Source organism: Mastigocladopsis repens PCC 10914, from assembly GCF_000315565.1.
In the GTDB taxonomy this organism is placed as follows: Bacteria; Cyanobacteriota; Cyanobacteriia; order Cyanobacteriales; family Nostocaceae; genus Mastigocladopsis; species Mastigocladopsis repens.
This window is the reverse complement of record NZ_JH992901.1, coordinates 4,874,204-4,899,249: the sequence shown is the minus strand read 5'-3', so window position 1 is coordinate 4,899,249 and position 25,046 is coordinate 4,874,204. Positions and strand designations below refer to the sequence as shown.

Here is a 25,046-nt window from a genome sequence, read left to right as displayed (position 1 = left end):
CCTCATAAGATCTGAGCATTTGGTTGCGGTTGTTTAAAGCCCAATGAAGGCAAAACAATCGTTTAGGATTTCTTCAGCTTATAACTGGGATATAGCGCTAACAATGAATTCATCATCCAAAACGGCTAACCGTTCACCATTAGATTTCAATTGGTATCCGCGCAAAAACGGCACCAACTGCGGGGCGACGACATCGGACGATGGAGATTCAAGTAGATCTGGGTCGCACCACTCGATCATTTCTGCTCGGTTTATCACCAGCCCTATCATCTGCTGGTTTCCAGCATTGGTGTCTAGTGTATTCCTAGAACAGACACGCAGTACAACTGCGGTATAGGTTGCACTCATGCCCTGTTGATGCCAGGGAGTGAACCCTATTAAGTGAGGCAGATCAATCATCCAGAGCACTTCACCCCGCCAGTTATAAGCGCCCATCACCCAAGCAGGGATCTGAGGAATTGGTGTAATCTGACCCACAGGGATTGTCAGCACCTCAATGAGCTGAGAAATTGGCAGCAATGCCGCTATTTCAGGCACAAGCTGAAACCGTAAAAACTGCTCTGCTGCCTTTGCGGAGGATAGGACGGTTGATGATGCTAAAGAGTCTGTTGTGAGTATAGACTCAGACGCCATTGGTGCATCTCCTTAACTATCGGACTTAACAGCCAAACAATTCTTGATAGCGCTGAGCAGTTCTTCCTCAGCGATTGGCTTAGATAAGTAGGCATCTGCTCCCTGCTTTAATCCCCAGAATCGATCAGCACTTGTTTTTTTTATTGAGCATAGGATAATGGGAATGTTAGTTGTCTCGGCAGTCGCCTTGAAATCTCGACAAAGGGCAAAACCGCTTCGACCCGGTAGTACAACATCTAGAATGATAATATTAGGTTTATATTTACTGATTTGTTCTATTGCTTCTTCCCCGTTACTAGCTGTCAAAACACGAAAACCGGATTGATGCAAATACTGCGTAATCACTTCTCGTGCAGGTGGGGAATCATCAACTACCAAGGCAACAGTTTGATCGCTCGAGGAATCCTCAGTAGCCGGGGCAATATTCATAGGCTTCTACCTCCAACAAATAACGGACAACCCAAAATTCAAAAATTTTTCTTTTCCTAAGTATAGGGGATCTTTCGCTGGTTCATAAATGTAAAAGTAAGGGTGAGTTTCACTGATTCATGAATGCAAGCTGCATTAAGCTTCTGCGAGACCTACACCCTCATAACTGAACATTTTTTAACTGGCTTTTTCCGATTTGATTCACAACAGGGTTAAGCCAGATGAATCTGTTTGAGGTGTTTATTGATGACACCCATGACTTGTTTGGTATCAACTGTTTCTTTACTGAGAAAATCTGAAGAGCCAACCATCTTAGCTCTAACTCGGTCGATGACCCCATCATTTCCCGTCAAAATAATAATTGGCGTATGGCGGAAGCAAGAAAGTTTGCGTAACTTGCCGCAAATTTCATATCCGTTTGTATTCGGCATCATCAAATCGAGAAAGACAAGATCCGGCTTAAGCGCCAACAAAACGCCGATCGCCCGCAGAGGATCGTTCAGACCAACAAACCGATAGTTGGCTGCTGTGAGAATTTTTTCCATCTCTTGGCAAACCCAAGGATTGTCATCCAAACAGGCAATTAAGGGTTCGCGAATCTCTGGTTGCGTCGGTGATGCAAAAATTGGACCCGGTAGGTCGGTAATAGTTCTTAATTCAACTAACCCTGATTGAAGATAGGGCAACAGTGAACGAGTGAGGGTCAACACGTCCTGCTTCATCTCCAGTGCCATTTCACGCAGGGTCTGCTGTTGCTCGAAAAGTTGGTTTAGCGTTTGGTAGACCGAGCTGGAGATTCGCTGTTGCAGTTCCCCCGCTTGACTGATGGCAGGCATCTTATTGGGGAAGCAATCAGCAACTTTTGCAGCCTTCCAAACTTGCCAAAGCCGATCCGCTTCTGCAACAGCTTGCCCTGCATCTATCAAAACAAGTCTCTTAGGCAACGAAATATTCGGTCTAAGTTCACAAGTCACCTGGTTTACTTGCGTGATATCAAACAACACCTCAACAATGGTAGACCAAACGACCCTGCCAGCTTGCTCGGTGGTGATTTTTTGTTGCTCTACCCACAAACACAATAGTTGGTACTGCCAACAGTCACCAAAATCTTCACAATCCGTATTAGCTAATTCATATTGTAGTGCTGAAATAGCACTAGGTTGCTCAGGCAGATAGATTGCTGAATTTCTCTTCCATCGCCTCACTGGATGATCTCCACCCGCAACATATACAATAAAACCGCGATGCAGATAGAAAACCCATCCTCGTCCCATGACATCGGTCAACACAAGTTGACCGCTGAACTGAAGCTGCTTCAATGTTACAAACAGTTCAGCCTGCTTTGAAGCGTCAAAATCCCTAATTAGGGGAGTGTCATTTCTCCGAGCAAGTAGGGCATCAACTGATTGGTAGAGACTGCTATTCATAGCACCTTTATGAAATTTGTCGCCATTTCTTGATCTGGTATCCATGAAGCATGACTAGAATCTGCTGTGCGAGTGAGCGAAATGTTTGCATCCGTTTTGCCTTTCTCCAGATGCCCCTTGCTGCAATGACGAAAGGAGGGATAAGGGAGGAGCGATCGCACCTGGTCTCTTTTCGTTTAAATTGTAGAGATGCACGCACGTAGACATAGTTGTTGTTAGGGTAAGCGTGTTCTGAAAAAGTTCCCTGTTCTCTCTTGAGCTAGCTCGCGGATTTAAGTTTTAATTGCAGCTTAGAGCCGCATATAAGCAAGAAAAAAGAACATCCACCTTTTAAGAACAATCTGTTTATATTTAAGTTAAGCAGCAGAAGCTAGACAAACTCGGGACAAAAAGGTGACAAAACCGGGACAAATTTTGGGGCAAGTGCTTCCACATGCCGCCAATTTTGCCGAAATAGATATTAGCCATAGTCTTATCCACCCATGACCATACTTCGGAGCGCTTGTCAACCCACATTTGCTGAATGATTTGCCTTAAATAAGTGTCATTCAATCCTACAGCTTATATACTCTCTCTGGCAACTGTTAGAGGTGCTACCCGAAACCACACAATTTATCTACGTCGCGTTCGCCCAGTGTGCCGCAGGCATAGGCGTAGCGTGTCCGTAAGGACTCAGGGACTTAGATTCATTTAATACTCAAACAACTTGCGTAACTCTCACAAATTTTCAGGCATCTTCTCAAAGAAAATTGGTCAAGCTAAAGTAGCAGCTATTTTTTCTATGCTGACGGGCTTAATATCTTATAGTTATTACTTTAATTAGAAGATTTAAAAACAACAACTCAGAGGGCTGTCGTTAATTTTCTAAGTTATGTTTGCTACAATTGCGGTCAAATTGACAATTGATAGGTCTTGTTGAGAATACAAGACCTATCTTTAATTTTACCATAATTAGGTTAAACCTTTACACCATAAGGGTTGTGGGTATCTTGTCGCCTTCTGGACCATTGAACCCTCAGGATTTTCTTCTTCGACAACCCTTACTTTATTATTTTTGCCAATATTAATTATCCCTTTTCAATTGATTCAATCATCCTAATTCCTGAGGATCGTAATTCCCTAATAATGGTGCTTTAACCCAAGAGGAATTTTGCCTTTCAAAAGTGATTAACTCCTCAACATTACGGAGCATCGTAGCGCAAATTAGATCCAAAGGTAAGTCATTTGGGTCGTGACCGAAAGGCTCTTCGATTTCAGCCCCAATCTCATCAATACCAAGCAAGATGAAGCTTATAAAGGCTACTATCGGACCTGTCCACCAACTCAAACCGCCGACCATTTGTAAGGGCAATAACAAGAAATAAATTGTCAGCAATAGCTTAAGGGTAATGGTGTATATCAAGGGCATTGGTGTTTTTAGAATTCGCTCACAACCGCCTAAAATATCTACCATATCGTCGAGCAACTCTTGTAAGGAATTCATCTGGAAAATATTTATGTTGTTCTGCTCATACTGAGCTTGTAAGAAATCCCCAATCCAGAAGGCAATCTCTAGTGGAGGATGATTAGTTTGTTTAAGCTTGGAGTATTGCTCTGGCGACATCAATGATGCTAACTCATAGCTGACAGGTTCCCGTCGCAGATGCAACTTCATTGCAAATGTAAAAGCCACTACTAGTCCCAGTACTGCCTCTTTGTATGCTTTATCTTTCGGCCCATCCTCACTAACTATGATCCAGATCCCACGGGTTAAGTTACGGACAGTATTGACTAAAGCTCCCCACAATTTCCGACCTTCCCAAAATCGGTCGTGTGCTGAATTCGTTCTAAAAGCTAATAGCAAACTCAGGACTATATTGAGAGTCAAAAGAACCTGGGGAAAGACTTTGCTGAAGTCAATTGAGGCAAAGAATCCGAAATAGTACAACAGTGAAACTAAAAAACCATATCCACCGCATAGGAGTATCCAAGGCAAAATTGCCCTTATAACTGAGATCTTAAGTCTAAAAATTACTTGAAGCCAGTGTAATTGCTCACCTGTGTAGATGTGGAACTTACCTTTAAATGACCTCGGAATAATTTTCTTGGACGGATCTTTTGTTTGAGCCATTTTACTAAATAACATTGGCTACTTCCTTGAGCGTTTAAACAAATCAACTATGGAGAATCTAATCAATATTTTAAGCCTATATGGCTGTGGGGCTGGCATCTCTTTCAGGGGTTTTTGATGCTACACCTGAACGTGCTGCCCCACGACGTAAAAGTACGATTTCGATCTCAAAAATTACCTTGCTGACTATCAGCAATAGATTGTTACATCCTCACCACATTCATCTGCAAGATAAGATAGACACCGGAAGCGAAGACCAACTAGCTGGTCGTAGAGAGGGTTGATATGGCACAGGGGTGGAATGTGAAATACAACGTGGCTAAAAAGTTTGATGTTCCGCTCAAAAGGACATTGAGCAGGGATGATTTTGCACAGCAACCGAGCCACGTTGGGATTTTGAATCTCTCGGGTATCAAGCCACTGTTGCACCAGAGTGAGTGGACGGCTCACAAAATGAATCTGATTTAAGCTTGACATATATGTCAAATTCCTCCTGGACGATTAATTTGCGAATTTGGAGAAAAAGGCGGGTTGGGGTACTTTGAGCCAAACCGACATTATCTTTGTTTGTGTTTTCACATTGACAGCGGCAAAGTCTACATCCACAGATAGAGGTTATTTAAACCTGCTCTATGATATGTTAACTAGAAATGATTAATTTGCGAATTTGTTGAACAATCCGGGTTGGACTACTTTAAGCCAACCCGAATTTTTTTCTTTGTGTTTTCACATTCAGAGCAACAAACTTTATCACCACATATGATGTGGTTGGAAATTGCGAGGTTATCCAATCCATCACCTAGTGTTCTCCTTCTTTGTGGTTTCCTAGGAAAGTAGACGAGATTACACTGCTTGGGGTATCGCTACTGACCACTCCTCGTTGTTAGAAATGACTTCCAATGCTTTTTGCCGATAGCCGTTAGCCAACTGGACATTGACGTGTACTACTGCATGATTAAGCCCTTTGAGGGCGTAATCGGGGGTAATCAGAGGCAAATTATCTGCGTCTTCTTGGGTTCTGATCACAGAACCAGCAGGAACGTATCGCCCATCGGGAACATTCACGCCCATCACTAAGGCTTTTGGCTCTAAAACACAGTTCTTGCCAATCTCAGCGCGGAAAACTAGTGCTTGCATACCAATAAAGGTGTCAGTACCAATTTTCGCTGGACCATGCACTTGACACTGATGGGCTAGGGAAACGCGATCGCTGATGTAAACACCGTAGAGATTACCTTCGACTTCGACAACAGCCTCCGGCACCAACTCACCGTTTACATGAGTTTCCAAGGCATGAATGACAACGCCATCTTGAACATTCACACCATTACCCACCCAGATGGGTTGCCCTTCATCGCCGCGTACAGAAGCTGCTGGGGCAACCATCACCTCTTTGCCTAGATGGACATTGCCAATGACAGCTGCTAGGGGGTGAATATACGCCGTTGGGTCAATTTCAGGTATCGCTTCTGTTTGATTAAAAGTTGCGAGAATGTTGGAGTGAATATTTTGCATGAAAGTCTCCTTCCTTTTCTTCTCAACACTGAGTTTGCTGGGGGCAGCGCACATGTGTGTGTTCTAATGGTCAACTACCACCCGTGTTATATCTGGAAGACTACACATATATGTTTTCCAGATATTTGTTATAAACAGTATATAAATTGGAAGGTGACAAACTCGGTCTGAAAAAGTGACAAAGTTGAGACAAATGAGACAATTTGGTAAAAAACTCGGTCTGAACAAAGTGACAAAGTTGAGCGGACTTTGGAATTCTTAGCCTGTGGAGCCAGACTGATACCAATTTTATGTGAGCTTGCGCTTTATTCACCGATTCGTGACAAGTTAAGATTGTGCCCCATTTATTAACAAGTAATATCGCTTAAGTATTTACTCTTGATTGGTCGAGAACCTACAATTGGGGACAGGGTTCGCATGATACAGCAGAATACAGAATACACAAGTAAAACAAGCTTTATCCCTGGTTTTGAGACTTAGATTGTGTACTTCACCAAATTGAAATCCGCTGTAACTTCTTGCGATCACCTACGGTCGGCGCTTCGCGCCATCGCAACTGACAAAGAATGGTTTGTAAAAGGCTGAAACGACCTATTTACCTAATACACAAGATGATTCGTTTGTACAGTGCGTCAGTCCTAGTTGCATAGAGCTAGGATTGAAGCCCTTACTACAAGCGAATCATGCTGGAAAAATGAATGACGATTAGCTTATAAGGGGAACACAAAGATGGAGACAGGAGCGAAGGTGGTTATCTTGGATGTCGCAATTCATCTCACCGTTACAGGCTTCGCCTTAACGGTGAGATGAATTGCGACCAATAAAAAACATGGCTTCGCAATACCTTGGTGTAGTAGAATATACTTGCCACCAAAAAAAGTTAGGGTTAGGCAAGATTGGTGTTTCTCCACCAGACAACTCGCATCACCAAAAAGAAATACCTGATTAACAGGGGGGTCGAATGTTGTGAATCAGACAAACGATACATAAGAATAAGTATTTTGTGACTGCGGTCGGGCAGCCCGTGGTGTAAAACAGATGCTTGTGGAGGGGAATCTGTCGGGGTCAGTGCCTGTGGGAGAGTTTTTAACTCGTTATACCACAGTGGGCTAGAAAAACCTGTTGAAGCAAGAATCTCCCTTCACAGGCGAAGCCTTGAAGGTGAGAGTGTCAAAAGTCCTCTGTCATTTTGATCGACACTACATATTTGTTTGTAAGTCAACTCATCAGAAGCTGGCAATCTTGAGCTAAAAAAGTGACAAACCTGAGAAAAAATGCTGTACCACTTTATGTATCAATTAATTGGCTCAACCACAGCTTTTAAACCGTTATTATTGAGTATTTTTAATATGCTATCGGCGTTATAGCGAGTGCTGAAGACACCTACTTGCATCACTCCCTTACCACGCCAGACAGTACGAAAAGCACTAGGGGCAAGGAATTGGACTAACTCCTGCTCCCTTTCATTTTCCACTTCTACCATCACTCGATAACGTAAATTGATTTGACCAACTCCCGCAGGCGATTGGGATGGACTTCCGATATATGCTGTAGTCGGAGAACTTTGAGTTACTGGCACTTGTCGCATATTGCCAGTATTGCCCAAGGGGATATTGGAATTGGGAACGGGCAAAAGAGCTGCGTCACCGACGGGAGCAGCTTCTAGTGTTGGTAAAGACGACTGTCCTTGACTTTGCGCTCTTTGTACGGGTACTGGTGCGACTTGGTCATATGAAGTTGCATTCCGTTGTGGTACTTGACGCCCAGATGCGAAGAGGGGAGGACGTGGAGAAAGTTGCTGTGAATTCACCGCGTCCCTGCGTCCCTGGGTTCTTGTATCAAGAGTGTTACCTGCTGCTTGGGGTGCAGTAAATTCTATAGTATTAGAAGAAATACTCACATAGTTTGCTTGTTGTGATGTATTAGATGTATCTACTGGTGGTTGAATTGACCTTGCACTTGGGGGATTTTGCCGAGTCGTTGGTCTTCTCGTAAAAGATTGTCCGCCATATCCTATTGATCTGTTAGGAGTTGGCAACCCAGGATTGCGAGGGAAGGGTTGTTTTTGATTAACCGTAGTTGCAGAAAGTGATGAAGTGACAGGCAATAATGGCTGCAGTTGGCTGTTCAATTGTCCAGAAGCATTGCTGGGAGACGCAGTCAGGTTTGCTAAAGAGTTTCCACGTCTTCGTGTCCCTAAGTCCTCGCCTCCGAGTCCCCCCGTTCCTGCGTCCGCTATTGCGGTTGTACCAGTAAAATCTACCTTGCCATTGATGCGGTTATTGGCAAGGGTGTTGCCAAAAGCAGGAAAGACTTGCTTGGCAGCGCTGGCGTTAATGTCGTAGCGAGCATTGTTGCGAAACTGATTACCGCCCGGGTTCGAGGCAATGCCTAAATTTGGCATCGCTTGGGAAATGGCCACCAACCCATCTTCTTTGCTACCCTGAATTAAATTGTTTCGTAATATTGGACGAGCATTGGCTTGTACGACAATACCACTTCTGTTATATTGGATAGAATTGCCAATCACCATCGGCTGGGCATTTTGGGTAATATTAATGCCAAAGCCCGTTTGTTGAAATACATTTTCCCGCACCTCAGGTCGGGAATTCCCGGAAATTGTGATTCCATTCGCCCCATTCTGATAAAAGAAATTACTACGGATGGTGGGCGCACTGTTGCCAGTGACGGCAATCCCATCTTGGGTACTGCCAGTAAAAATATTTTCCACAACCACTGGATGAGAGTGTTCAATCCATAAACCGTAACCACGAGGGTTGGTATTAGTCACCGTTACACCACTCAACTTCGCTTGGTTTGCGCCCACAATAGTGACATTCTGACCGCCAAAGATGCGACTGAGGTAAGCACCTCCTCCTTGGATCACAATACCACGACCTTTACTGCGCGATTCCCCTTGAATTGAAACAGTGGGCTTGAGTATCAAAGGAAAATTCTCCCCAGTTTCGGCACTGTAAGTGCCGCTTGAGAGCATAATAACTGTGTTGGAACCAGCGATTTGTAGCGCCTGAGTGATGGTTTTAAAAGGAGTGCCTTCATCACCATTGCCTACTTTGTCATCTCCGACACTTGGGTTGACAAAAAGTACGTTAACCTGAGACATTGTTTTGACACCGAGCTGCCCTGCATCTGTTGTTCTGGGCATCTGAGCAATGGCGGCATCAGGGCTTGCGCCAAGCACTGCCATGTATGCCACTCCTATGCCAGTGGTAAAAAACAAAACCAAGAAACGAAATACTGATAAAATTGTTACATTAAGGAATAAAGATGATTTGTGGTGTTTGGCAATTAGCTTTACTGGTAGATTGTACGCAAAATAAGACTTAGGAAAAACGTGGCGGTGAATCACTTTTACTGCACTCCTTCAATTAAAAAAAACTTTTTATACTCTCGTAGACGTAAATATGACGATAAGGTTACTTACATATTGACCTGTTCGCTCTTTTTGATACAAAGTTAAATTAGTTAAGAATCAATCGAGATGCGAAGAACATTGCCAATATGAAAGAGGCTGGCTGTTACGATGAAAGCACTAATGGGGTTGTTGTAATGGTCGAGCCATACAGCCAAAGAGCGCAAATACAGCAAGTTGTTTACCGCATTTTAGATGCCAATTTAGACCGCGCTCGTGAGGGGTTGCGAATTATTGAGGAATGGTGTCGCTTTGGGTTGAATAACTCACAGTTGGCGGCAGAATGCAAAAAAGAGCGACAAGAGTTAGCTCATTGGCATACTGCTGAACTGCGAGCGGCGCGGAATACACCTGGTGATCCTGGGACTGAGTTAACCCATCCTCAGGAAGAACAACGTACGAATATTAAATCGTTGTTGCAAGCTAACTTCTGCCGAGTGCAAGAAGCTGTGCGGGTGCTGGAAGAATATAGCAAGCTTTACAACCCAAACATGGGGAAAGCTTGTAAGCAGATGCGTTATCGCATTTATACCCTAGAAAGTAATTTAATGGGTTATCATCGGCAGCAACTTCTGGTGCGATCGCGTCTGTATCTTGTCACCTCCCCAACTGATAAATTGGTGGAAACTATCGAAGCTGCCCTCAAAGGAGGATTAACACTGGTACAGTACCGCGACAAAAAAGCCGATGATACTGTGCGTATAGAACAAGCTAAAAAACTGCGGCAGTTATGCCACGCCTATGGCGCTATTTTTATTATCAATGATCGGGTGGATTTGGCATTGGCTGTAGATGCTGATGGGGTGCATTTGGGGCAACAAGATTTGCCGATTGCTATTGCCCGACAATTACTTGGTCCTCACCGTTTGATAGGTCGCTCTACCACAAACTCCGAAGAAATGCAAGCAGCGATCGCTGAAGGTGCAGATTATGTTGGTGTCGGACCAGTATATGCAACTCCTACAAAAGAGGGTAAGCCAGCTGCTGGCTTAGAATACGTCAGCTATGCGGCTAAAAATTGTCCCATACCTTGGTTTGCCATTGGGGGAATAGATCCAAACAACATTAATGAGGTCATTAACGCGGGAGCAAACCGTGTGGCTGTAGTGCGTAGTCTCATGCAAGCCGAACAACCCACCCTCGTGACACAATTTTTCCTCTCACAGCTAATAAGTCGCATTCAACCAGAACCTGATATGTTTTATGTCTGACAGGATTACACTTGTTGTTAATGGGGAAGCTCGTAACTGCTTACCCCAAACACCTTTACCCGACTTACTCCAACAATTGGGTTTCAATCCCCGCTTGGTAGCAGTAGAGTATAACGGCGAGATTTTACACCGTCAGTTTTGGTCGCAAACAACAGTACAGCAGGGCGATCGCTTGGAAATAGTCACCATAGTTGGTGGTGGTTAAGTTAATAAACATGAGTCGCGATCAGCAACGTAAATTGAGCGGTGTAAGGTTTTGCGTTTTGCTAATTGTTTTCCTTGACGACCGAGTTGTTCGCGCAGCTTTTGGTCTTGACACAATCGCTTGAAAGCATGAAAAACCTCATAGCCGGAATTGGGATTAACGAGTATGCCATTTTCCTCGTGGTGAACTGTATCTACTACATTCCCCAAGCGAGATGCAATCACAGGTTTACCAAAGTAACCGGCTTCTAAACAGACGATACCAAAACCCCCAACTTTGGGAGCTTTATTGTCTCCCAAACTCAGCATTGCAAGTATGTCACATGCTGCATAGTATCCGGCTAATTCTCGGTCAGGGACATATCCAGCAAAATGAACTCGTCCCTGCACCCGCAAGCGACTGGCTAGATTTCTCAGTGCGGACTCATAAGGACCTTGCCCACAAAGTATATAGTGAACATCCATCCCCAGAGTCAACAGGAGTGTTAAATTCTCAATCACGCGATCAGAACCTTTCGACTTCACCAACCTTCCTACTGAGAGAATTACGACGGCTTTTTCCGGAATGTTGTATGCACTCCGAATTCGGACACGCAAATCATCCAGATCATCTTGATGAGATGAAACGCCAAATTTTTCTACTCTGACAGCGGGGTTAATCACATGGGTTGGCGTCTCAACATGGAAATGGGTAGTCAGGTAATCTTGAGTAAAGGAACTGTTACAAACAATCCCTTCAGCTCGTTTTAACGTGAATTCAAATAGAGAACACAGTATGGGGTTGCGTGACAACCCAAGAATATCCTTTCCGTGTAAATAGATAAAAAAGCGAATAGGTAGGAGGTAACTTAAGAGCAAAACAGAAAGAAAATGATAGCTGTGACCCCATTCAATATACCGATAGTGATAGCGAAAATAGAGTTGAATTGCGAGCACACATGAGCAAACCGTATTCAGGAAAGCTTGCAGCATAGCTCCCACAAAACTACCACGCCAGTGTCGAGAGAGAGGCCAGCGGTAGACCGGAAACTTTTGCCATTTGTCAAATAGTTTATCTCCTGAGCAACTAGCTGCCAAAACAATCACCCGCTCCGGATCTTGCAAACATCGATTATAGATATATTCTTCGATGCCACCTCCTTTTGGCTGGAAGGTTCGAGATATCACCAGGATATCTGGGTATGATGCGGTTTTGTCTCGTATTGTTGCTCTTATGCGTGAAATATTTTCCATCAGACATTTGATAACTAAACGTCAAAACAGCATAAAAAATCTACATGAATTTTTGTAACTTTTGCAATTTAGACTTTAAAATAAATTGAAGAAGTTACAAAAATTTTGTTCCAGGTTATGAGGAGCAAACAACAACATGACAAACTTTATTTTATACAATACTTACTAAATAATTAGTAAGTTGTAATGTGTTATTTACAATAATAACTGTGAATGACAAATTATCAATTTCTAATTAATCTAATTTACTTCTGTCAGTAACGTAACGTGTAAAGTATTTATCTTTTTAGAAAGCATTTTAGTTTGGAATTTTGAATGTTTCACGTCAGTTGCTAAAAACCAGAAAGCTCTCAACCTAACACCCTGATGACTTAAAAATGAAGCAAAAAAAGGAGAGAACAAAAGCTGAAGTTTAAAGAATGTATAAACCTGCTAGGTTAACTTAACGACAAGCTTTGATGAAAAAAATATACTTCATACTTCATACTTCAAATCACTCCTGTTGAGATTTCTACATCTGACTGCTGTTAGTAGATTATCTGAATCCCACTTAAAATGTTATGCCAAAATGGCAAAATTTTTTCTTTCTTTATTATCTCTTTTTAAAAAACTTAAAATTAACTTCTCACTAGGAGATGAGATAACTTTTGTTAAATAAGATACAGAAATTTAGAGTTTTTTTTGTAATTTATTAAAAATTATAAAAAGCTATTAAAAATAATTTATCTTGATATAAAAAATACTAAAACAGAAAAATTACTTGTATTATTTCAGACGTAAAAGCTGTGTTTCTCTTCTGTGCATACTTAATTTACATACAGGATTCAGGCAGAATAATTGGAGGAACTGGGTTGCCAAATTTTCAATTTGGAAGTTTCAATTGCTTATGAGGTACGGTTATCTACTCCAGAAATCCCCCCAAAGCGTGCTGCCCGTCGAAAATAAGAGACGATACATTTGAAATGTAGCCTGATACAAAAAAGCTACTGCCAATCAACCACTGTGTGGGGCTACGGGCTGGCGTCATTGACCAAGCACAAAACTCCTAAGCGCATTAGGAGATAAAGATAACCAATACTATTTTTCAGGCGACTGTGTCATGGGTAAAAAACTACAACAAGCTATCAAACCCCTGTTAAAATCTCTGTTCCTCCTATGCCTTGTTTTTACATTGGCATTTGGTCACACTGATGGAGCGCTAGCCGCTAGTGGCGGTAGAATCGGCGGTGGTTCCTTCAGAGTTCCCTCAAGCCGTCCTTACTCGTCTCCTCGCACCTACGCACCTCCTGGTGGAGGTTACGGTGGGGGATACTATGCTCCTTACCCTGGTGGCGGTGGTTTTGGATTTCCGTTCCTGATTCCGTTCTGGGGTATTGGGGGAGGATTTGGCGGTTTATTGGGCATTTTCGTTTTTATTGCGATCGCCAACTTCCTGGTGCAAAGCTTCCGTCGCGTTGCTTCTGGTGACAGTGGTGACAGTGAAATGGGCTACAGCAGCAATTCCCCTGTTTCCGTCACTCGTTTGCAAGTGGGCTTGTTAGCCAGCGCCCGTGATTTGCAAACCGAACTCAACCACATTGCCGAAACTGCTGATACAAACTCCCCAGAGGGTAGAGCAGAAATATTACAAGAAGCAAGCCTAGCTTTGCTACGCCATCCTGAATACTGGGTTTATGCAGGTGGTGGTACGCAACAAGCGCGTTTAAATTCAGCTGAAGCTCAGTTTAACCGTCTGTCACTGGCAGAGCGCAGCAAATTCACCGCAGAAACACTTTCTAATGTGAATAACCAGCTAAAAGCAGCCACACCCAAAAATGCTTTACCTGGGGCTGGTGAACTGGATAATCCAACCCGTTTAATCACAGAAGGACCTGGCGAATACATTATCGTCACCTTATTAGCTGCGACCTTGGGTAAATTCCAGCTACCAGAAGTTAACAACGCTGACGACTTGCGTCAAGCTCTACGTCAATTTGGTAGCATTCCTGGTGAGCAACTACTTGCGATGGAAGTTCTTTGGACTCCACAAGCTGAAGGCGACACTCTGACCTCTGATGATGTGTTGGCGGAGTATCCTGATCTGAAGCTGGTGTAAGCGATCGCACAGTAAAAGGATAACTCTTGTGAGGTGGGCTCGAAAGCCTGTTACTACGAGAAGAAAAATGTAGAGACGCACCATGATGCGTCTCTACAGCGTTTTTGTGTATGATTTCAAATAGAGCAACTCGCTACAACTCGAAAGCCACATATCCTAAGTCCGCCATCCGGTTCGTTCCAGCTACGACTAGCGCTACGGCAAAGCACAGAACTGAAACTCCAAGAACCACCGCGAAGCACGCGACGATTATTGTCGCCGCCAACTTCCCAAACTGATCCATCTGTGGGTGCGCCATCGTAATTTTTGTGCCAAGGGTCAGCACACCATTCCCAGACTAACCCGTGCATATCATACAAGCCAAAGGTGTTTGCTACCTGAAAACTACCTACAGGTGTTGTTTCTTTTCGGTATTTGGCTTTTTGTTCCCAAACATGAGTATCGCTTCCACTACAGTTTGCTAACTCAGCGGTAATTGTTTCGCCAAAGTGGAAGGGTGTCGTAGTTCCAGCGCGACAAGCATATTCCCATTCGGCTTCACTGGGTAAGCGATACTGTCGTCCAGTTTTTTTAAATAACCTAGCACAGAATTCGACTGCTTCATGCCAAGAGACATTTTCAATTGGTCGATTTGCACCTTTGAATTTGGATGGATTAGGATTCAATGATTGTTTAACTTTGGGTAAAGCTGCGACTGCTTTCCATTGTGCTTGAGTGACGGGAAACTTTCCCATAAAAAAAGGTTTGATAGTCACTTCATGTTGTGGACGTTCATCACCATCTCCCTCATTGTCTTTTGAACCCATCATAAAAGTACCGTCAGGAATTGCTACCATTTCCAGCGTGACTTCGTTACCCAAGTTTTCTGCATAAAACTTTGCACTGCGACAGTGACGGTTCTTTTCATGAGCCTCTGCGTCTACTATCACAACGTCAAATTCAAAAATCTGTAAGGAGGGGAATTCTGAGGAAGCTTCTAGTTCAGGAATTGGTGTTGTCACTTCATGTTGTTGAGGCGGTGACTTCGGTTGGGAAGTCAGCAAAATAGTTGGTGTAGCAGATGTTGTTGCATTTAAGTCTTGCAAAACTTCTGTTGCTGATTGATACCTGTCTTTTGCCAAGTGTTTTAGCAATTTATCCAGAATTTGCCCTAAGTCGTCGCGGATAATCACCCCTTTTTCTTGTAAATACTCTCGCCACAACCATTTACCGTTCATCGGGTCGTAAAGGGTATCTTGAATCTGTCCATGAGGGTCTTGTATGGGCAAACATTGAGTGAGAAGACGCACACAAGTCACTCCCAAGGAGTATAAATCACTTGCTTGACAGGCAAATCCAGCCATTTGCTCGCTTGGTGCATAACCGATTGTATATAGCACCGTGGCTTGTCTTGATAGACTAGTTTGCGTCACCTGTTTAGCACCACCAAAGTCAATTAAGACGAGTTTGCTATCACTTTGGCGGCGGATAATGTTCTCTGGTTTAATATCTCGATGAATGACGTTACGCTCGTGAATGAATTGGAGAACAGGTAACAAATCAACTAAAAGTTCGCGAATTTGCTCTTGAGTAAAGTTTTGTTGCTGAAGTTCTTGTAACAAAGTTTGCCCTTGAATAAATTCTTGCACCAGATAGAGGCTAGAACCTTGTTCAAAGTAAGCAAGTAATCTGGGAATTTGCCAGTGATTTTCTCCCAGTTCATAAAGTCGCTTTGCCTCTTGCTTGAACAATTCTGCGGCTTTGGTACGTTCTGAAGTCCCCTGAACTTGTGGGAAGAATTGTTTGATGACGCAAGGAGCATCGAGTCTATCAACATCTTCCGCTGCATATGTTCTGCTAAACCCGCCTTCGCCTAATAATCTTAAAACACGATAGCGGTTTCTCAGGAGGTTGCCAAAGTTGCTTTGTCCGCAACTGGTGCAAAATCTATTGCTGTCAAGGTTGAGGGGATTGGAGCAATTGGGATTTTGACAGATTTGCATAGTGAGCCATGTATCGCATCTTGTCCAAAGTTGGCTCTAATCTGAGCTATTTAAATACAGATATATGTATATTTACCTGCATATAAAATTTTATTCATCTGCTTACACACATGACACGAGCAAATACAGATGAAAAAATTCTGTGTTTCCGTTTACGTGGGGTTAGAAGTTTCTAAATTAGAAGTTTCTAAATATGAGTACCTATGAGCGCACAGATTCCCATTATAGATTTAATAATATGATGAAGCTGCTCATGTTGTCAAGTGCCTTGGAAGAGTGGAGTTGGGGGAGTGGAGCAGCAATCACCAATGACTAATGACTATTCATTTTCTGTCCTGAAGCGCGAATTAATTCAGCGACAAAAGCAACGATCGCCGAGACTAAAATCAAGATAACACTAAGAGCATTGATATCTGGTTTTACTCCTGTCCTGATGCGGCTAAAAATCTCCATTGGTAACGTGTTAGAACCACTACCAGCAGTGAAACTGGCAATGAGAAAGTCATCTAAGCTGAGGACAAAAGCTAGCAGACAACCCGCTACAATACCAGGCATTAACTGAGGTAATAAGACTTTGATAAAAGCTTGTACTGGTGTTGCGCCTAAATCTAGTGCTGCTTCTTCTAAGTGGGGATCTAAGTTGGTCAGTCGAGAAGACACAACAAGACCAACGTATGCTAGACAAAACACGACATGAGCTGCAACAATTGTCCAGATGCTTAAGGGAATGGCAAATGCTGCGAGAAAAACTAGCGTAGCTACGGCGATCGCAATATCGGGAATAATCAATGGTAGGTAAGAAATACCGAGATACAATGTCTTACCTGGAAATTGAAAACGTGTCAACCCCACCGCCATCAAAGTTCCCAATACTGCTGAAATCCCTACTGCACAAAAGGCTACTATCAAACTGTTTTGTAAAGCCGATAAAATACGCTCATCGCTGAACAATTGGCGATACCATTCTAGGGTAAACCCTTGCCAAGTTGCACTGTAGGGCGATTGGTTAAAACTATAAAAGGTAAGTACCAGTATGGGCAGGTACATGAAAACAAACATTAGCACCGAGAAAACCGCTTGCCATCTAAAGACACGCGGTTTTTTACGGGATAGATTTATATTCACGTTATTTTTTTCCTTATCTTATATAGAAGATCATTAGGCGTTGCATAATCTAGAAAAGAAATATCTCACAATCGAATCATCCCGCAAATATACAACACCGCTAATTGCACCATTACAGCGCTTCTTCTGATGATTAAACCACAACTCGTAGGGTGGGCATTGCCTATAAAAGCTCATGTGATAGACATTTGAGATGTTAGTACGCAATGCCCACCTTACAGAAAAGCGCTGTAACAATTAGTAAATAACTAGCAATTTTATTTGGCAAATTCCGTACGGAATTGATTCACCACTCTATCTAGTCCTACTGAATGCGCTGCCTTGAAAAGGATTCTATCTCCCTCTTGGACAAAACTCTTTAAAGAGGCAACTAAATCTGCATGAGTTGTAAAGAACTCAGACGGAATACCCTTGGCACTGTTGGCTATCGCTTTTGCGTCTTCTCCATCAACCAAAACCAATAAAGCATCTAAATTCAACTTTTGCACCGTTTCCCCCACTCGCTGATGCAACTGGTGCGATCGCTCTCCCAATTCCTTCATTGCACCCAACACCGCAATACGTCGCTTTCCAGGCGTGTCTGCTAACAATTGCAACGCCGCCTCCATAGCTTCTGGTGCAGCATTATAAGTCTCATCTAAGATTACCACATCATTGGGCAAAGTAAAACGCTGCGCTCGTCCTCCTGGCATATCGACAATCACACCCGATTTGAGGCATGACCAATCAATGCCCAACACCTGCGCCACAGCTAAAGCAGCCAAGAAGTTAGTTGCATTATGTCGTCCTGATAAGGGTAAAGGCAATTGCACTCCTGCCACTTCCAACGTGTCACTATCAATCAACTTTCCTTGGATATCGCCACCAGACAAGCCGTAAGTCAAAACTTTCCCTTGCCAGACTTTTGCCGCTGTTTCAATCAATAGCTGATTATCATGATTGAGAATTGCCACGCCATCAACAGGCATTTGTGCTAATAATTCACATTTTGCTTGGGCAATAGCTTCTTCTGAACCCAATAACTCTATATGCGCCGTTCCCACATTGGTAATCACGCCAATTGTCGGACGGGCTATTTGCGTTAATTCGGCAATTTGCCCTTTCCCCCGCATCGCCATTTCAATGACGGCGAAATCGTGTTCTGCACTCAATTGTAGCAGAGTTTTCGGCACTCCTATTTCGTTATTGTAATTTCCATAAGTCTTGAGGACTCTTCCTTGTGTTGCCAAAACTGCAGCAATGAGTTCCTTGGTTGTGGTTTTGCCCACAGAACCCGTGACTCCAATCACTGGAATCTGAAACTGATTACGCCACCACCTGCCAATTTTTTGATATGCTTCTAGCGTGTCTTTTACCTGCAACACAGGAAATTCAGAATAGTCGTATTCAAAATCTACTATCGCAGCCATTGCACCTTTTTCTATTGCCATTCGGACAAAATCGTGTCCATTAAACTTTTCACCGCGTAAAGCCACAAACACTTCACCCGGCTTAAGGATACGGGAATCGGTCTGTATACCGCTGCTCAAACTTGCTAGCGCAGCTTCAGATAAGTTTGCTGCTCTTGCACACAGAACTTCAACCAGTTGGCTTAGGGTGGCAGAATAAGGCATAAGACTAGAGTTTTTGGATTCCAAAATTTGTTCTTGGATTTAAGGAAATACCTCGTCTGTAAGTGCGGCGAGGACAAAATTCCTTAAATGCTATATTCCTTTTGCTGGCAAAATAAAGTGATGAGTTTAATATTTTTACATATATTGCAATCTTATGTAAGACACTCCTCACTCCACTTAACAGCATTTTTCTCCCAAATTGGGAGAGAGGCAAGATTAAAGGTAAAAAATGATACTTATAAACTAAGATCTTTCAGGTAAGATAATTTGCCTATCAATAATATGTGTAGAGACGTTGCATTGCAACGTCTCTACATACCAGAAAATCCCACCAATAGCTATAAATGAATGATATTGCCCCAGACTCCAAACCTGATGTTCCCAGGAGGGGCTTTTGATAATTGGCAAGTGCTATCCTCGATTTTTGATCAACATCACTTGCACAATTTTTATGGCAATATCACCAGAAATTCCCAAGGCTTGATACAAATCGGTTAAGAAGTCTTGCTCCTCTTGAGTCAAAATACCATCAGCTAAAACCAAATCCGTGGCTACCGCAAAAGCAGCTTCCCGTAACTCGTAGGGTAAGGACTCTTTAGCTAAATTAAACAAAGCATCTATACCTTGCCGCCTCAGAATAATCAGGAGTTTATCAAACATCCTGTTCATCACATCATTAGAATAACTTCTGAAAAGCTTCATACGAGACAGCGCAGACGAAATACCACGCGCCTGCCCTTCAGAAAGATACCCGTCTGAGGCTGTTGCCGCCAAAGTCATTGCAGCAAAAGCTTCCGCTGGACTGAGTGCTTCTTGAACTTGGCTTTGTAAGCCGAAATTTTTGTCGAATAGACCCATTGTAGTTTACTCCTTCGCTTGCATCTCAGCAGCGGTACACTCTCTCGTGCCTAGGTCACTTTCAGGTCTTTGTACAACGCTGTGAGATTTCTCAGCTTTAGTGTTCCCAAGATTTTTCGCTAGTGAACACCTAAACTCCATGGTCTTCGACAATATGCAAAGTTTCGGTTTGAAGTGGGCAGAACTTTTACCCTACGGTCAGCCCCCGTATCATATATCGAGTGTCGCAGAGGCTAGGCTTAGTCAAGACGCTTCGCGTCTACGCGAAGACCTGTTTTGTCAATGGTTTCGATGACTGCCAGACCTAAGCCAGAACAGGCAATGAGCAGCAATACTGAAACCAAGAAAGCTTTTACAAGCATCCGGAGGGCGTCGTCAAATAAAATGTAACTGGTCATGGTTTTGTTTACTCAACTCAATAGTGCTAGTACTCATTTATTTCTCCACACCCTGATTGGCACTTTTCGTCGATGGAATACCAGCATTTGCATCTTAACAAAACTTTAGGTGTTTCATGACAAAACTTAGATGTTTTCTTGTTGAAGTTCAGATAAACTTGTACCACAGTTTTGTCAAATAAAATACTCAATCTCTTTTTAAATAAAAAATAATCTCAATAAACTCTCATATTAGTATTGATTTAATTGGTAAACTTGGTTATATATCAATACCGTTCAGTTAAGGGGTACTTGTGACAAATGTATAGGTGTTGTGCCTAAAAATAATCTTATCTCAACCGTATTTGCTTATCTATTTCCAGAGAATTACAGACTATGGAACTGTCTCAGATAGAAATACATACAAATCGGCTTTTGTTGCTGCCAATATCACAGAAATACAAAGAAGATATTTTTAGAGAATTTACCAAAGAAATTACTCTTTATATGTATCCTCGTCCACCTAAAGATATTACTGAGACAGAAGAATTTATTAACGATTCTCTAGGCGAAATCAAAACGGGAAATCATCTTGTACTTGTTATTTTGAAAAAAGACTCCCAAGAATTTTTAGGATGTACTGGAATCCACGAAATTCGCAGTATAAATCCAGAAATAGGTATTTGGCTAAAAAAATATGCACAAGGAAAAGGCTATGGATTAGAGACTATTACTGCACTTAAAATATGGGCTGATGTGAACTTAGATTACGATTTTCTTATCTATGACGCTGATAAGGCAAATATCCCCAGCCGAAGAATCCCAGAAAAACTTGGTGGGCAAATTGTTAGAGAGTATGATAAGACGAACTTAAGTGGAAGAGTTTTGCATATAGTAGAATATAGAATTTCAAGAAAAGAAAACTTGCTTGAAACTCGTTACAAGTGAGTTATTGATGTCTCTAAATAAGAGAGACTGGAAAAAAACAGTAGACCACAAAAAAGGGCTGAATGTCATGTCGCCTGAAACTATCGGACTCACAAAGAAGCAGTTCCCGTAAACGTCTTGCAGATCGTTTAGGGGAACTGGGAGAAAATCCATAGCTACTGTAACTGAAGACTGTTAACAAAGAGCATTCAATTAATAATATTTCCTATTAATCATTTAGTATCATAGTAAACCAAAAAAAATAGGTGGAACAAAGATGCAGTTAGCATCAGACAATTCCACCCGTCATACTGTAAATTGAAACTTAACGCTTTTCGGTTCCCTGATTGCCAGCGCCTTCAGTCAACTGGTCGCTGTTGCCGGATTCTGGTACAGCAGATGGCTTTGCATCAGTTCCGGTAGTCATGCCAGTATGGCGTTTCTCTTCATCAACGGGGGTTTGATAGTCACCGGAAGCAGCAGCGTTTTGTTCGTCGGATTGTCGGTCTTGTACTTGGTCGTTTTCTGGATAAGCCATAACTAAAACTCCGTTTTTAACACTGGCATCATTCTAGGAAGTGTGGGGATGTCATTTCTTCTCTCCAGGATGTAGTTATGCTTAATCACTCCATCTGTCTTCTGGATGAATTCTCACTCAGCTATAGTGTCAAAGCTAGATGGTATCCTCTTGTGTTAGCAAGAGCGTTCTAAATAGCTGTTCCACACTAATTTTGCGCTCATTCGCAAAATTAGTGTGGCAATTGCAACCGCGATGATCGTGCTTACGGCTATGGCTAGATCTACAGTAGGGATTCATCGCTTAATTATTCGCCTAACAAGTTAAGAATTTGTTGTGCAGCACGTTGACCACTGCGAATCGCGCCCTCCATGTAACCACGATACTCCACAGGGGCAGTATGCTCGCCTGCAAAGAAAACCCGACCAGCAGGTTGCATCAGATGTGGGTCAAAACGATGCAACTCCCCCGGTCTAAAGTAGCAGTAGGCACCTCGTGTCCACTCATCAGCACTCCAGTCATATGAACGAGAGGAGATAACCCTGGGTGCATCAGGATAGAGGGTGTTTACTGCTGCCATTGCTCGGTCAGTTGCTCGGTCAGATAACTTTAAACTTGAATTGCCCCCACTGAAACAAGAAAGAATTTTTTCCGCTCCCATTTGAGCGAAGGTCGGCTCCCAGATAGCCTGATACTCGCCCTCAAGCAACACAATTCCAAAGTTAGACTTTGACCAAAAACAGTGCGGGTATTGCAATAGCGTCTTAACGACACCACCGTAAGGCAAACTAGAAATCGCCTCTCGCTGTATATCTGTCAGTGGTGCCTCTATCAAAGTGTGACGCAACACGCTCCAGGGAATCGTTACTATCACGCTGTGAGCCACTACCTCAACTAAACCGTTTGCTGTCTCTACACTGACGCTAACAGAGTTATCAGTCTGCTGGATACGGCGCACGGGAGCATTAGTATGAACTCGCTCCCCCAGATATTTAGCCAAAGCATCCACCAAACGCGAAACACCGCCTTGAACCCGCATATTGTAAGCTCTGTTGCTGATCCCTGTAAAATAAGCAAAGAAACCTATGCTAATCAGGTCTGCATCGGTAGCAAATAGTGAAGAAGCCAGCAAACGAGCAATTCGGCGTGCAAAGGGAGCGATTGGGTGTGCATCCAACCATTCATCTAAAGTCTGTTGGGGGTCTTGTTGTTCATCTAACAGACTTTGGAGCTTTACATACAGATTGTCCAAATCCGTACTTTGTTCTGCTGTCAGCGACATACCATTGCGAAGTGTTCCGTCAATGAACCAGTAGAGGTCATCAGAAAAATGGCACGCTGGGTCAAGCTGAATACCAAATTGAGTTGCATAAGTCATCAGAGCAGTATGATTATCGTCCACAAACTCGGCACCTAACTCTCCGTATTGTCCTGCACTAAGTTGAACTGTATAAGCCCGCCCACCTACACGCTCCTGTGCTTCAAATACTTGGACATCCATGCCTGCGCGTACCAGTTCATAAGCCGCACTCAGCCCCGCTAGTCCTGCACCAATGATAATAGTTTGAGATGGCATCGCTTAATTCCCTAAAAACATCAATAAGAACCAAATTATCAGGCTAAATCTGTTCCTTCATGACTGCCATTTGCCGATAAATAAGAACAACTGTGTAAAGCTTGCTTTTGTCAGCATTCTCACATTTGGATCTGCATTTTAATTCATTTGAGAAGTGCTAAGCTAATGAGCATTCAAGTTGCATAGAGCTAGGGCTGAAGCCGTTACTACAAGCGAATCATCCAGGAAAAATGAATGACGATTAGCTTATAAGTCTTCAACCGGACATGATTATGATATGAGACCCCCGCCACGGATAAATCCGGGGGCTTGTTACTCGTGTGCTACCTACTCGCCCAAAATCCATTCTGGATTCTGGCGACTGACGTCACAACTACTTTCAAAGATTAACAGAGCGCATTCTGACTGTGCCATTGATGATAGCTGCGGTCTTATCCCTCTTGTGTCACTTTCCGAGTATTGTGAATAAAAGAATCAAAAGATAAAACTCTACAAGGTAAGTAGGGCAATGAATGTAGAATTACAAATCCTGAAACATTTGGCAAGAGATGCTAACCCAACAGTTGCGATCGTAATTGAGAGCTGGTGAGCCAGCGCGTTCCGGGGGCCCCTCCGGGTATGCCTGCGGCACGCCTGACGGCGTTGGCGTACCCTGTCCGCAGGACTTACACCAGTCGCCTGGGTCGGGAAACCCTCCTGCATAGCGCTGGTTCACCGCAAGGCGCTGGCTCGTCCATCTGTGGTTCATTATTTCTTTGTGTACTTCACCCAATTGCAAACCGCTATAGTTAGCTTTATTTGTGCCGACCTACTTAGAACATTAGCAAATCTATTGTTATTTAATTAGGAGATTATGTCATGATATTTAACTACTGTGTCATGTTAGTTAACTAGTAGCTCAACGAAATATTTTGCTAAAAATTATTTTTTGTATTTTCTTTATTTAAATAACAAATTTACTTTATTCTTTATTCCGCTATAAAAAATTAGTCTCTTTAGCAAGAGATTGCATTATGATATTATCAAGCTAATATAAACTAAGGTCTGTCTTGAAAGTCCAAAATGTCATGTTGTTAGCGAAGCTTCTCTAACAACATGACAAAATGTCTAGTTTGCAGATATGCCATAGCAATCTACTTATAATTGAATTGCTATTTTCGTTAAAAATGCCTTATTCATATCTCTTCTATAGAGAATGATTCATTAAGTTTTGATTGATGAAAATTTCTATTTTTTGATTAATTTATGTGTAACAGTTACTTTTTTTCTACCTACAATGTATAATCAGGATAACGTTTATGCTGGAAAGACAATATAACCCTAATTCTTTTACCAGGCAAGCATCGTCAAATAATGTTGTTAAGTGTTTGCATAATTTGCAATGGAACATATTAGACCACATTAGTGCTTGTAGTTAGTAGGAGTCACTCTTGAAAGAGGTTGACTTGAATCACGCTTACACGTTAAATTCTTAACAAATCTACATCAGTCTGCCTAATCCACGGTTTGCCCTAAACATTCTGTTTAGTTGGGGTATGCCAGGAGCGGAGGAACCAAGTTTGGGGCTTATTTCATAAAAGAGTGAAAAATGAAGAATGAAAAAAGACAAAATTACTGAAATTTTTGCTTATATCTTCTTTGTTCCTTCTTCTCTCTTCTGTGAGGGGGACATCTCTCAGTCCTAGCCCGTCAGCTAACTTCGTCGGCATTGAGAGGAGACTGAACGAGCAGCATTCTGACAAGTAATGCCTTGTTCGCGTCAGTGTCCTTGGCTGGTATCT

At 42.7% G+C, this 25,046-nt stretch carries 20 protein-coding genes and 1 riboswitch; of the genes, 4 read left to right on the top strand and 16 right to left on the bottom strand.

Going from position 1 to position 25,046, the window contains the following annotated elements:
- Window positions 1-78: 78 nt before the first annotated feature.
- From MAS10914_RS0123805 to MAS10914_RS0123770, 7 genes are all read right to left on the bottom strand, one after another.
- Window positions 79-633: a chemotaxis protein CheW gene (locus MAS10914_RS0123805; RefSeq protein ID WP_017318451.1), complete on the bottom strand. Its 555-nt coding sequence runs from the start codon at window positions 631-633 to the stop codon at window positions 79-81.
- A gap of 12 nt (window positions 634-645) precedes the next feature.
- Window positions 646-1,062 (bottom strand): response regulator transcription factor, encoded by a 417-nt coding sequence (locus MAS10914_RS0123800; protein WP_017318450.1) that lies wholly within the window; start codon window positions 1,060-1,062, stop codon window positions 646-648.
- 212 nt (window positions 1,063-1,274) lie between these two features.
- Window positions 1,275-2,534, bottom strand: a complete 1,260-nt coding sequence (locus MAS10914_RS0123795; protein ID WP_017318449.1) for a response regulator — start codon at window positions 2,532-2,534, stop codon at window positions 1,275-1,277.
- 1,045 nt (window positions 2,535-3,579) lie between these two features.
- Window positions 3,580-4,536, bottom strand: a complete 957-nt coding sequence (locus MAS10914_RS0123790; RefSeq protein WP_332248841.1) for a bestrophin family protein — start codon at window positions 4,534-4,536, stop codon at window positions 3,580-3,582.
- Between the two features lie 252 nt (window positions 4,537-4,788).
- Entirely contained in the window at window positions 4,789-5,076 is a 288-nt protein-coding gene (locus MAS10914_RS33155; RefSeq protein WP_071599851.1) for a Mo-dependent nitrogenase C-terminal domain-containing protein, read from the bottom strand.
- A gap of 366 nt (window positions 5,077-5,442) precedes the next feature.
- Window positions 5,443-6,114: a gamma carbonic anhydrase family protein gene (locus tag MAS10914_RS30950; protein ID WP_017318445.1), complete on the bottom strand. Its 672-nt coding sequence runs from the start codon at window positions 6,112-6,114 to the stop codon at window positions 5,443-5,445.
- A gap of 1,294 nt (window positions 6,115-7,408) precedes the next feature.
- Window positions 7,409-9,322: a DUF1565 domain-containing protein gene (locus tag MAS10914_RS0123770; RefSeq protein WP_017318444.1), complete on the bottom strand. Its 1,914-nt coding sequence runs from the start codon at window positions 9,320-9,322 to the stop codon at window positions 7,409-7,411.
- A gap of 314 nt (window positions 9,323-9,636) precedes the next feature.
- On the opposite strand from MAS10914_RS0123770, the gene MAS10914_RS0123760 reads away from it, so the two are divergent.
- Window positions 9,637-10,758 carry a thiamine phosphate synthase gene (locus tag MAS10914_RS0123760; RefSeq protein ID WP_017318443.1) on the top strand — a complete coding sequence of 374 codons (1,122 nt, stop codon included), beginning with the start codon at window positions 9,637-9,639 and terminating at the stop codon, window positions 10,756-10,758.
- Window positions 10,751-10,963 (top strand): sulfur carrier protein ThiS, encoded by a 213-nt coding sequence (gene thiS, locus MAS10914_RS0123755; RefSeq protein WP_017318442.1) that lies wholly within the window; start codon window positions 10,751-10,753, stop codon window positions 10,961-10,963. Before MAS10914_RS0123760 ends, thiS begins: the two co-directional genes overlap by 8 nt.
- Here the strand turns inward: thiS and MAS10914_RS0123750 are convergent.
- Complete coding sequence (locus MAS10914_RS0123750; RefSeq protein WP_017318441.1) at window positions 10,960-12,195, bottom strand: glycosyltransferase family 4 protein; 1,236 nt, start codon at window positions 12,193-12,195, stop codon at window positions 10,960-10,962. The two genes, thiS and MAS10914_RS0123750, sit on opposite strands and share 4 nt — an antisense overlap.
- 1,099 nt (window positions 12,196-13,294) lie before the next feature.
- Between MAS10914_RS0123750 and MAS10914_RS0123745 the strand changes: the two genes are divergently transcribed.
- A complete protein-coding gene (locus tag MAS10914_RS0123745) occupies window positions 13,295-14,290 on the top strand; it encodes a DUF1517 domain-containing protein (protein ID WP_017318440.1) in 996 nt (331 codons plus the stop codon).
- A gap of 116 nt (window positions 14,291-14,406) precedes the next feature.
- Here the strand turns inward: MAS10914_RS0123745 and MAS10914_RS0123740 are convergent, their stop codons facing one another.
- From MAS10914_RS0123740 to MAS10914_RS35050, 5 genes are all read right to left on the bottom strand, one after another.
- Entirely contained in the window at window positions 14,407-16,272 is a 1,866-nt protein-coding gene (locus tag MAS10914_RS0123740; protein ID WP_017318439.1) for a bifunctional serine/threonine-protein kinase/formylglycine-generating enzyme family protein, read from the bottom strand.
- A gap of 312 nt (window positions 16,273-16,584) precedes the next feature.
- Window positions 16,585-17,331, bottom strand: a complete 747-nt coding sequence (locus MAS10914_RS0123735) for an ABC transporter permease (RefSeq protein ID WP_408605898.1) — start codon at window positions 17,329-17,331, stop codon at window positions 16,585-16,587.
- A 323-nt stretch (window positions 17,332-17,654) separates the two neighbouring features.
- Complete coding sequence (locus tag MAS10914_RS0123730; RefSeq protein ID WP_017318436.1) at window positions 17,655-19,010, bottom strand: UDP-N-acetylmuramoyl-tripeptide--D-alanyl-D-alanine ligase; 1,356 nt, start codon at window positions 19,008-19,010, stop codon at window positions 17,655-17,657.
- A 411-nt stretch (window positions 19,011-19,421) separates the two neighbouring features.
- Window positions 19,422-19,868 (bottom strand): tellurite resistance TerB family protein, encoded by a 447-nt coding sequence (locus MAS10914_RS0123725; protein ID WP_017318435.1) that lies wholly within the window; start codon window positions 19,866-19,868, stop codon window positions 19,422-19,424.
- A gap of 239 nt (window positions 19,869-20,107) precedes the next feature.
- Window positions 20,108-20,266, bottom strand: a complete 159-nt coding sequence (locus MAS10914_RS35050) for a hypothetical protein (protein WP_017318434.1) — start codon at window positions 20,264-20,266, stop codon at window positions 20,108-20,110.
- 375 nt (window positions 20,267-20,641) lie between these two features.
- Between MAS10914_RS35050 and MAS10914_RS0123715 the strand changes: the two genes are divergently transcribed.
- Entirely contained in the window at window positions 20,642-21,193 is a 552-nt protein-coding gene (locus tag MAS10914_RS0123715; protein ID WP_017318433.1) for a GNAT family N-acetyltransferase, read from the top strand.
- 304 nt (window positions 21,194-21,497) lie between these two features.
- On the opposite strand, the gene MAS10914_RS0123710 is transcribed toward MAS10914_RS0123715, so the two are convergent.
- The 3 genes from MAS10914_RS0123710 to MAS10914_RS34615 all read right to left on the bottom strand — a co-directional run bounded on the left by MAS10914_RS0123710 (window position 21,498) and on the right by MAS10914_RS34615 (window position 24,013).
- Entirely contained in the window at window positions 21,498-21,710 is a 213-nt protein-coding gene (locus MAS10914_RS0123710; protein WP_017318432.1) for a hypothetical protein, read from the bottom strand.
- Window positions 21,711-21,996: 286 nt separating this feature from the next.
- Window positions 21,997-23,265 carry a flavin monoamine oxidase family protein gene (locus tag MAS10914_RS0123705; RefSeq protein ID WP_017318431.1) on the bottom strand — a complete coding sequence of 423 codons (1,269 nt, stop codon included), beginning with the start codon at window positions 23,263-23,265 and terminating at the stop codon, window positions 21,997-21,999.
- Between the two features lie 520 nt (window positions 23,266-23,785).
- On the bottom strand, window positions 23,786-24,013 hold the full coding sequence (locus MAS10914_RS34615) for a hypothetical protein (RefSeq protein WP_156818230.1): 228 nt from the start codon (window positions 24,011-24,013) through the stop codon (window positions 23,786-23,788).
- Between the two features lie 749 nt (window positions 24,014-24,762).
- A riboswitch (cyclic di-AMP (ydaO/yuaA leader) is annotated at window positions 24,763-24,988 on the top strand.
- Window positions 24,989-25,046: the final 58 nt, after the last annotated feature.

Coding starts and splice junctions, on each gene's coding strand:
- MAS10914_RS0123805 (WP_017318451.1), bottom strand. CDS start 633: ATGGCGTCTGAGTCTATACTCACAACAGACTCTTTAGCATCATCAACC.
- MAS10914_RS0123800 (WP_017318450.1), bottom strand. CDS start 1,062: ATGAATATTGCCCCGGCTACTGAGGATTCCTCGAGCGATCAAACTGTT.
- MAS10914_RS0123795 (WP_017318449.1), bottom strand. CDS start 2,534: ATGGATACCAGATCAAGAAATGGCGACAAATTTCATAAAGGTGCTATG.
- MAS10914_RS33155 (WP_071599851.1), bottom strand. CDS start 5,076: ATGTCAAGCTTAAATCAGATTCATTTTGTGAGCCGTCCACTCACTCTG.
- MAS10914_RS30950 (WP_017318445.1), bottom strand. CDS start 6,114: ATGCAAAATATTCACTCCAACATTCTCGCAACTTTTAATCAAACAGAA.
- MAS10914_RS0123770 (WP_017318444.1), bottom strand. CDS start 9,322: ATGGCAGTGCTTGGCGCAAGCCCTGATGCCGCCATTGCTCAGATGCCC.
- MAS10914_RS0123760 (WP_017318443.1), top strand. CDS start 9,637: ATGAAAGAGGCTGGCTGTTACGATGAAAGCACTAATGGGGTTGTTGTA.
- thiS (WP_017318442.1), top strand. CDS start 10,751: ATGTCTGACAGGATTACACTTGTTGTTAATGGGGAAGCTCGTAACTGC.
- MAS10914_RS0123750 (WP_017318441.1), bottom strand. CDS start 12,195: ATGGAAAATATTTCACGCATAAGAGCAACAATACGAGACAAAACCGCA.
- MAS10914_RS0123745 (WP_017318440.1), top strand. CDS start 13,295: ATGGGTAAAAAACTACAACAAGCTATCAAACCCCTGTTAAAATCTCTG.
- MAS10914_RS0123740 (WP_017318439.1), bottom strand. CDS start 16,272: ATGCAAATCTGTCAAAATCCCAATTGCTCCAATCCCCTCAACCTTGAC.
- MAS10914_RS0123735 (WP_408605898.1), bottom strand. CDS start 17,331: ATGTTTGTTTTCATGTACCTGCCCATACTGGTACTTACCTTTTATAGT.
- MAS10914_RS0123730 (WP_017318436.1), bottom strand. CDS start 19,010: ATGCCTTATTCTGCCACCCTAAGCCAACTGGTTGAAGTTCTGTGTGCA.
- MAS10914_RS0123725 (WP_017318435.1), bottom strand. CDS start 19,868: ATGGGTCTATTCGACAAAAATTTCGGCTTACAAAGCCAAGTTCAAGAA.
- MAS10914_RS35050 (WP_017318434.1), bottom strand. CDS start 20,266: ATGACCAGTTACATTTTATTTGACGACGCCCTCCGGATGCTTGTAAAA.
- MAS10914_RS0123715 (WP_017318433.1), top strand. CDS start 20,642: ATGGAACTGTCTCAGATAGAAATACATACAAATCGGCTTTTGTTGCTG.
- MAS10914_RS0123710 (WP_017318432.1), bottom strand. CDS start 21,710: ATGGCTTATCCAGAAAACGACCAAGTACAAGACCGACAATCCGACGAA.
- MAS10914_RS0123705 (WP_017318431.1), bottom strand. CDS start 23,265: ATGCCATCTCAAACTATTATCATTGGTGCAGGACTAGCGGGGCTGAGT.
- MAS10914_RS34615 (WP_156818230.1), bottom strand. CDS start 24,013: ATGAACCACAGATGGACGAGCCAGCGCCTTGCGGTGAACCAGCGCTAT.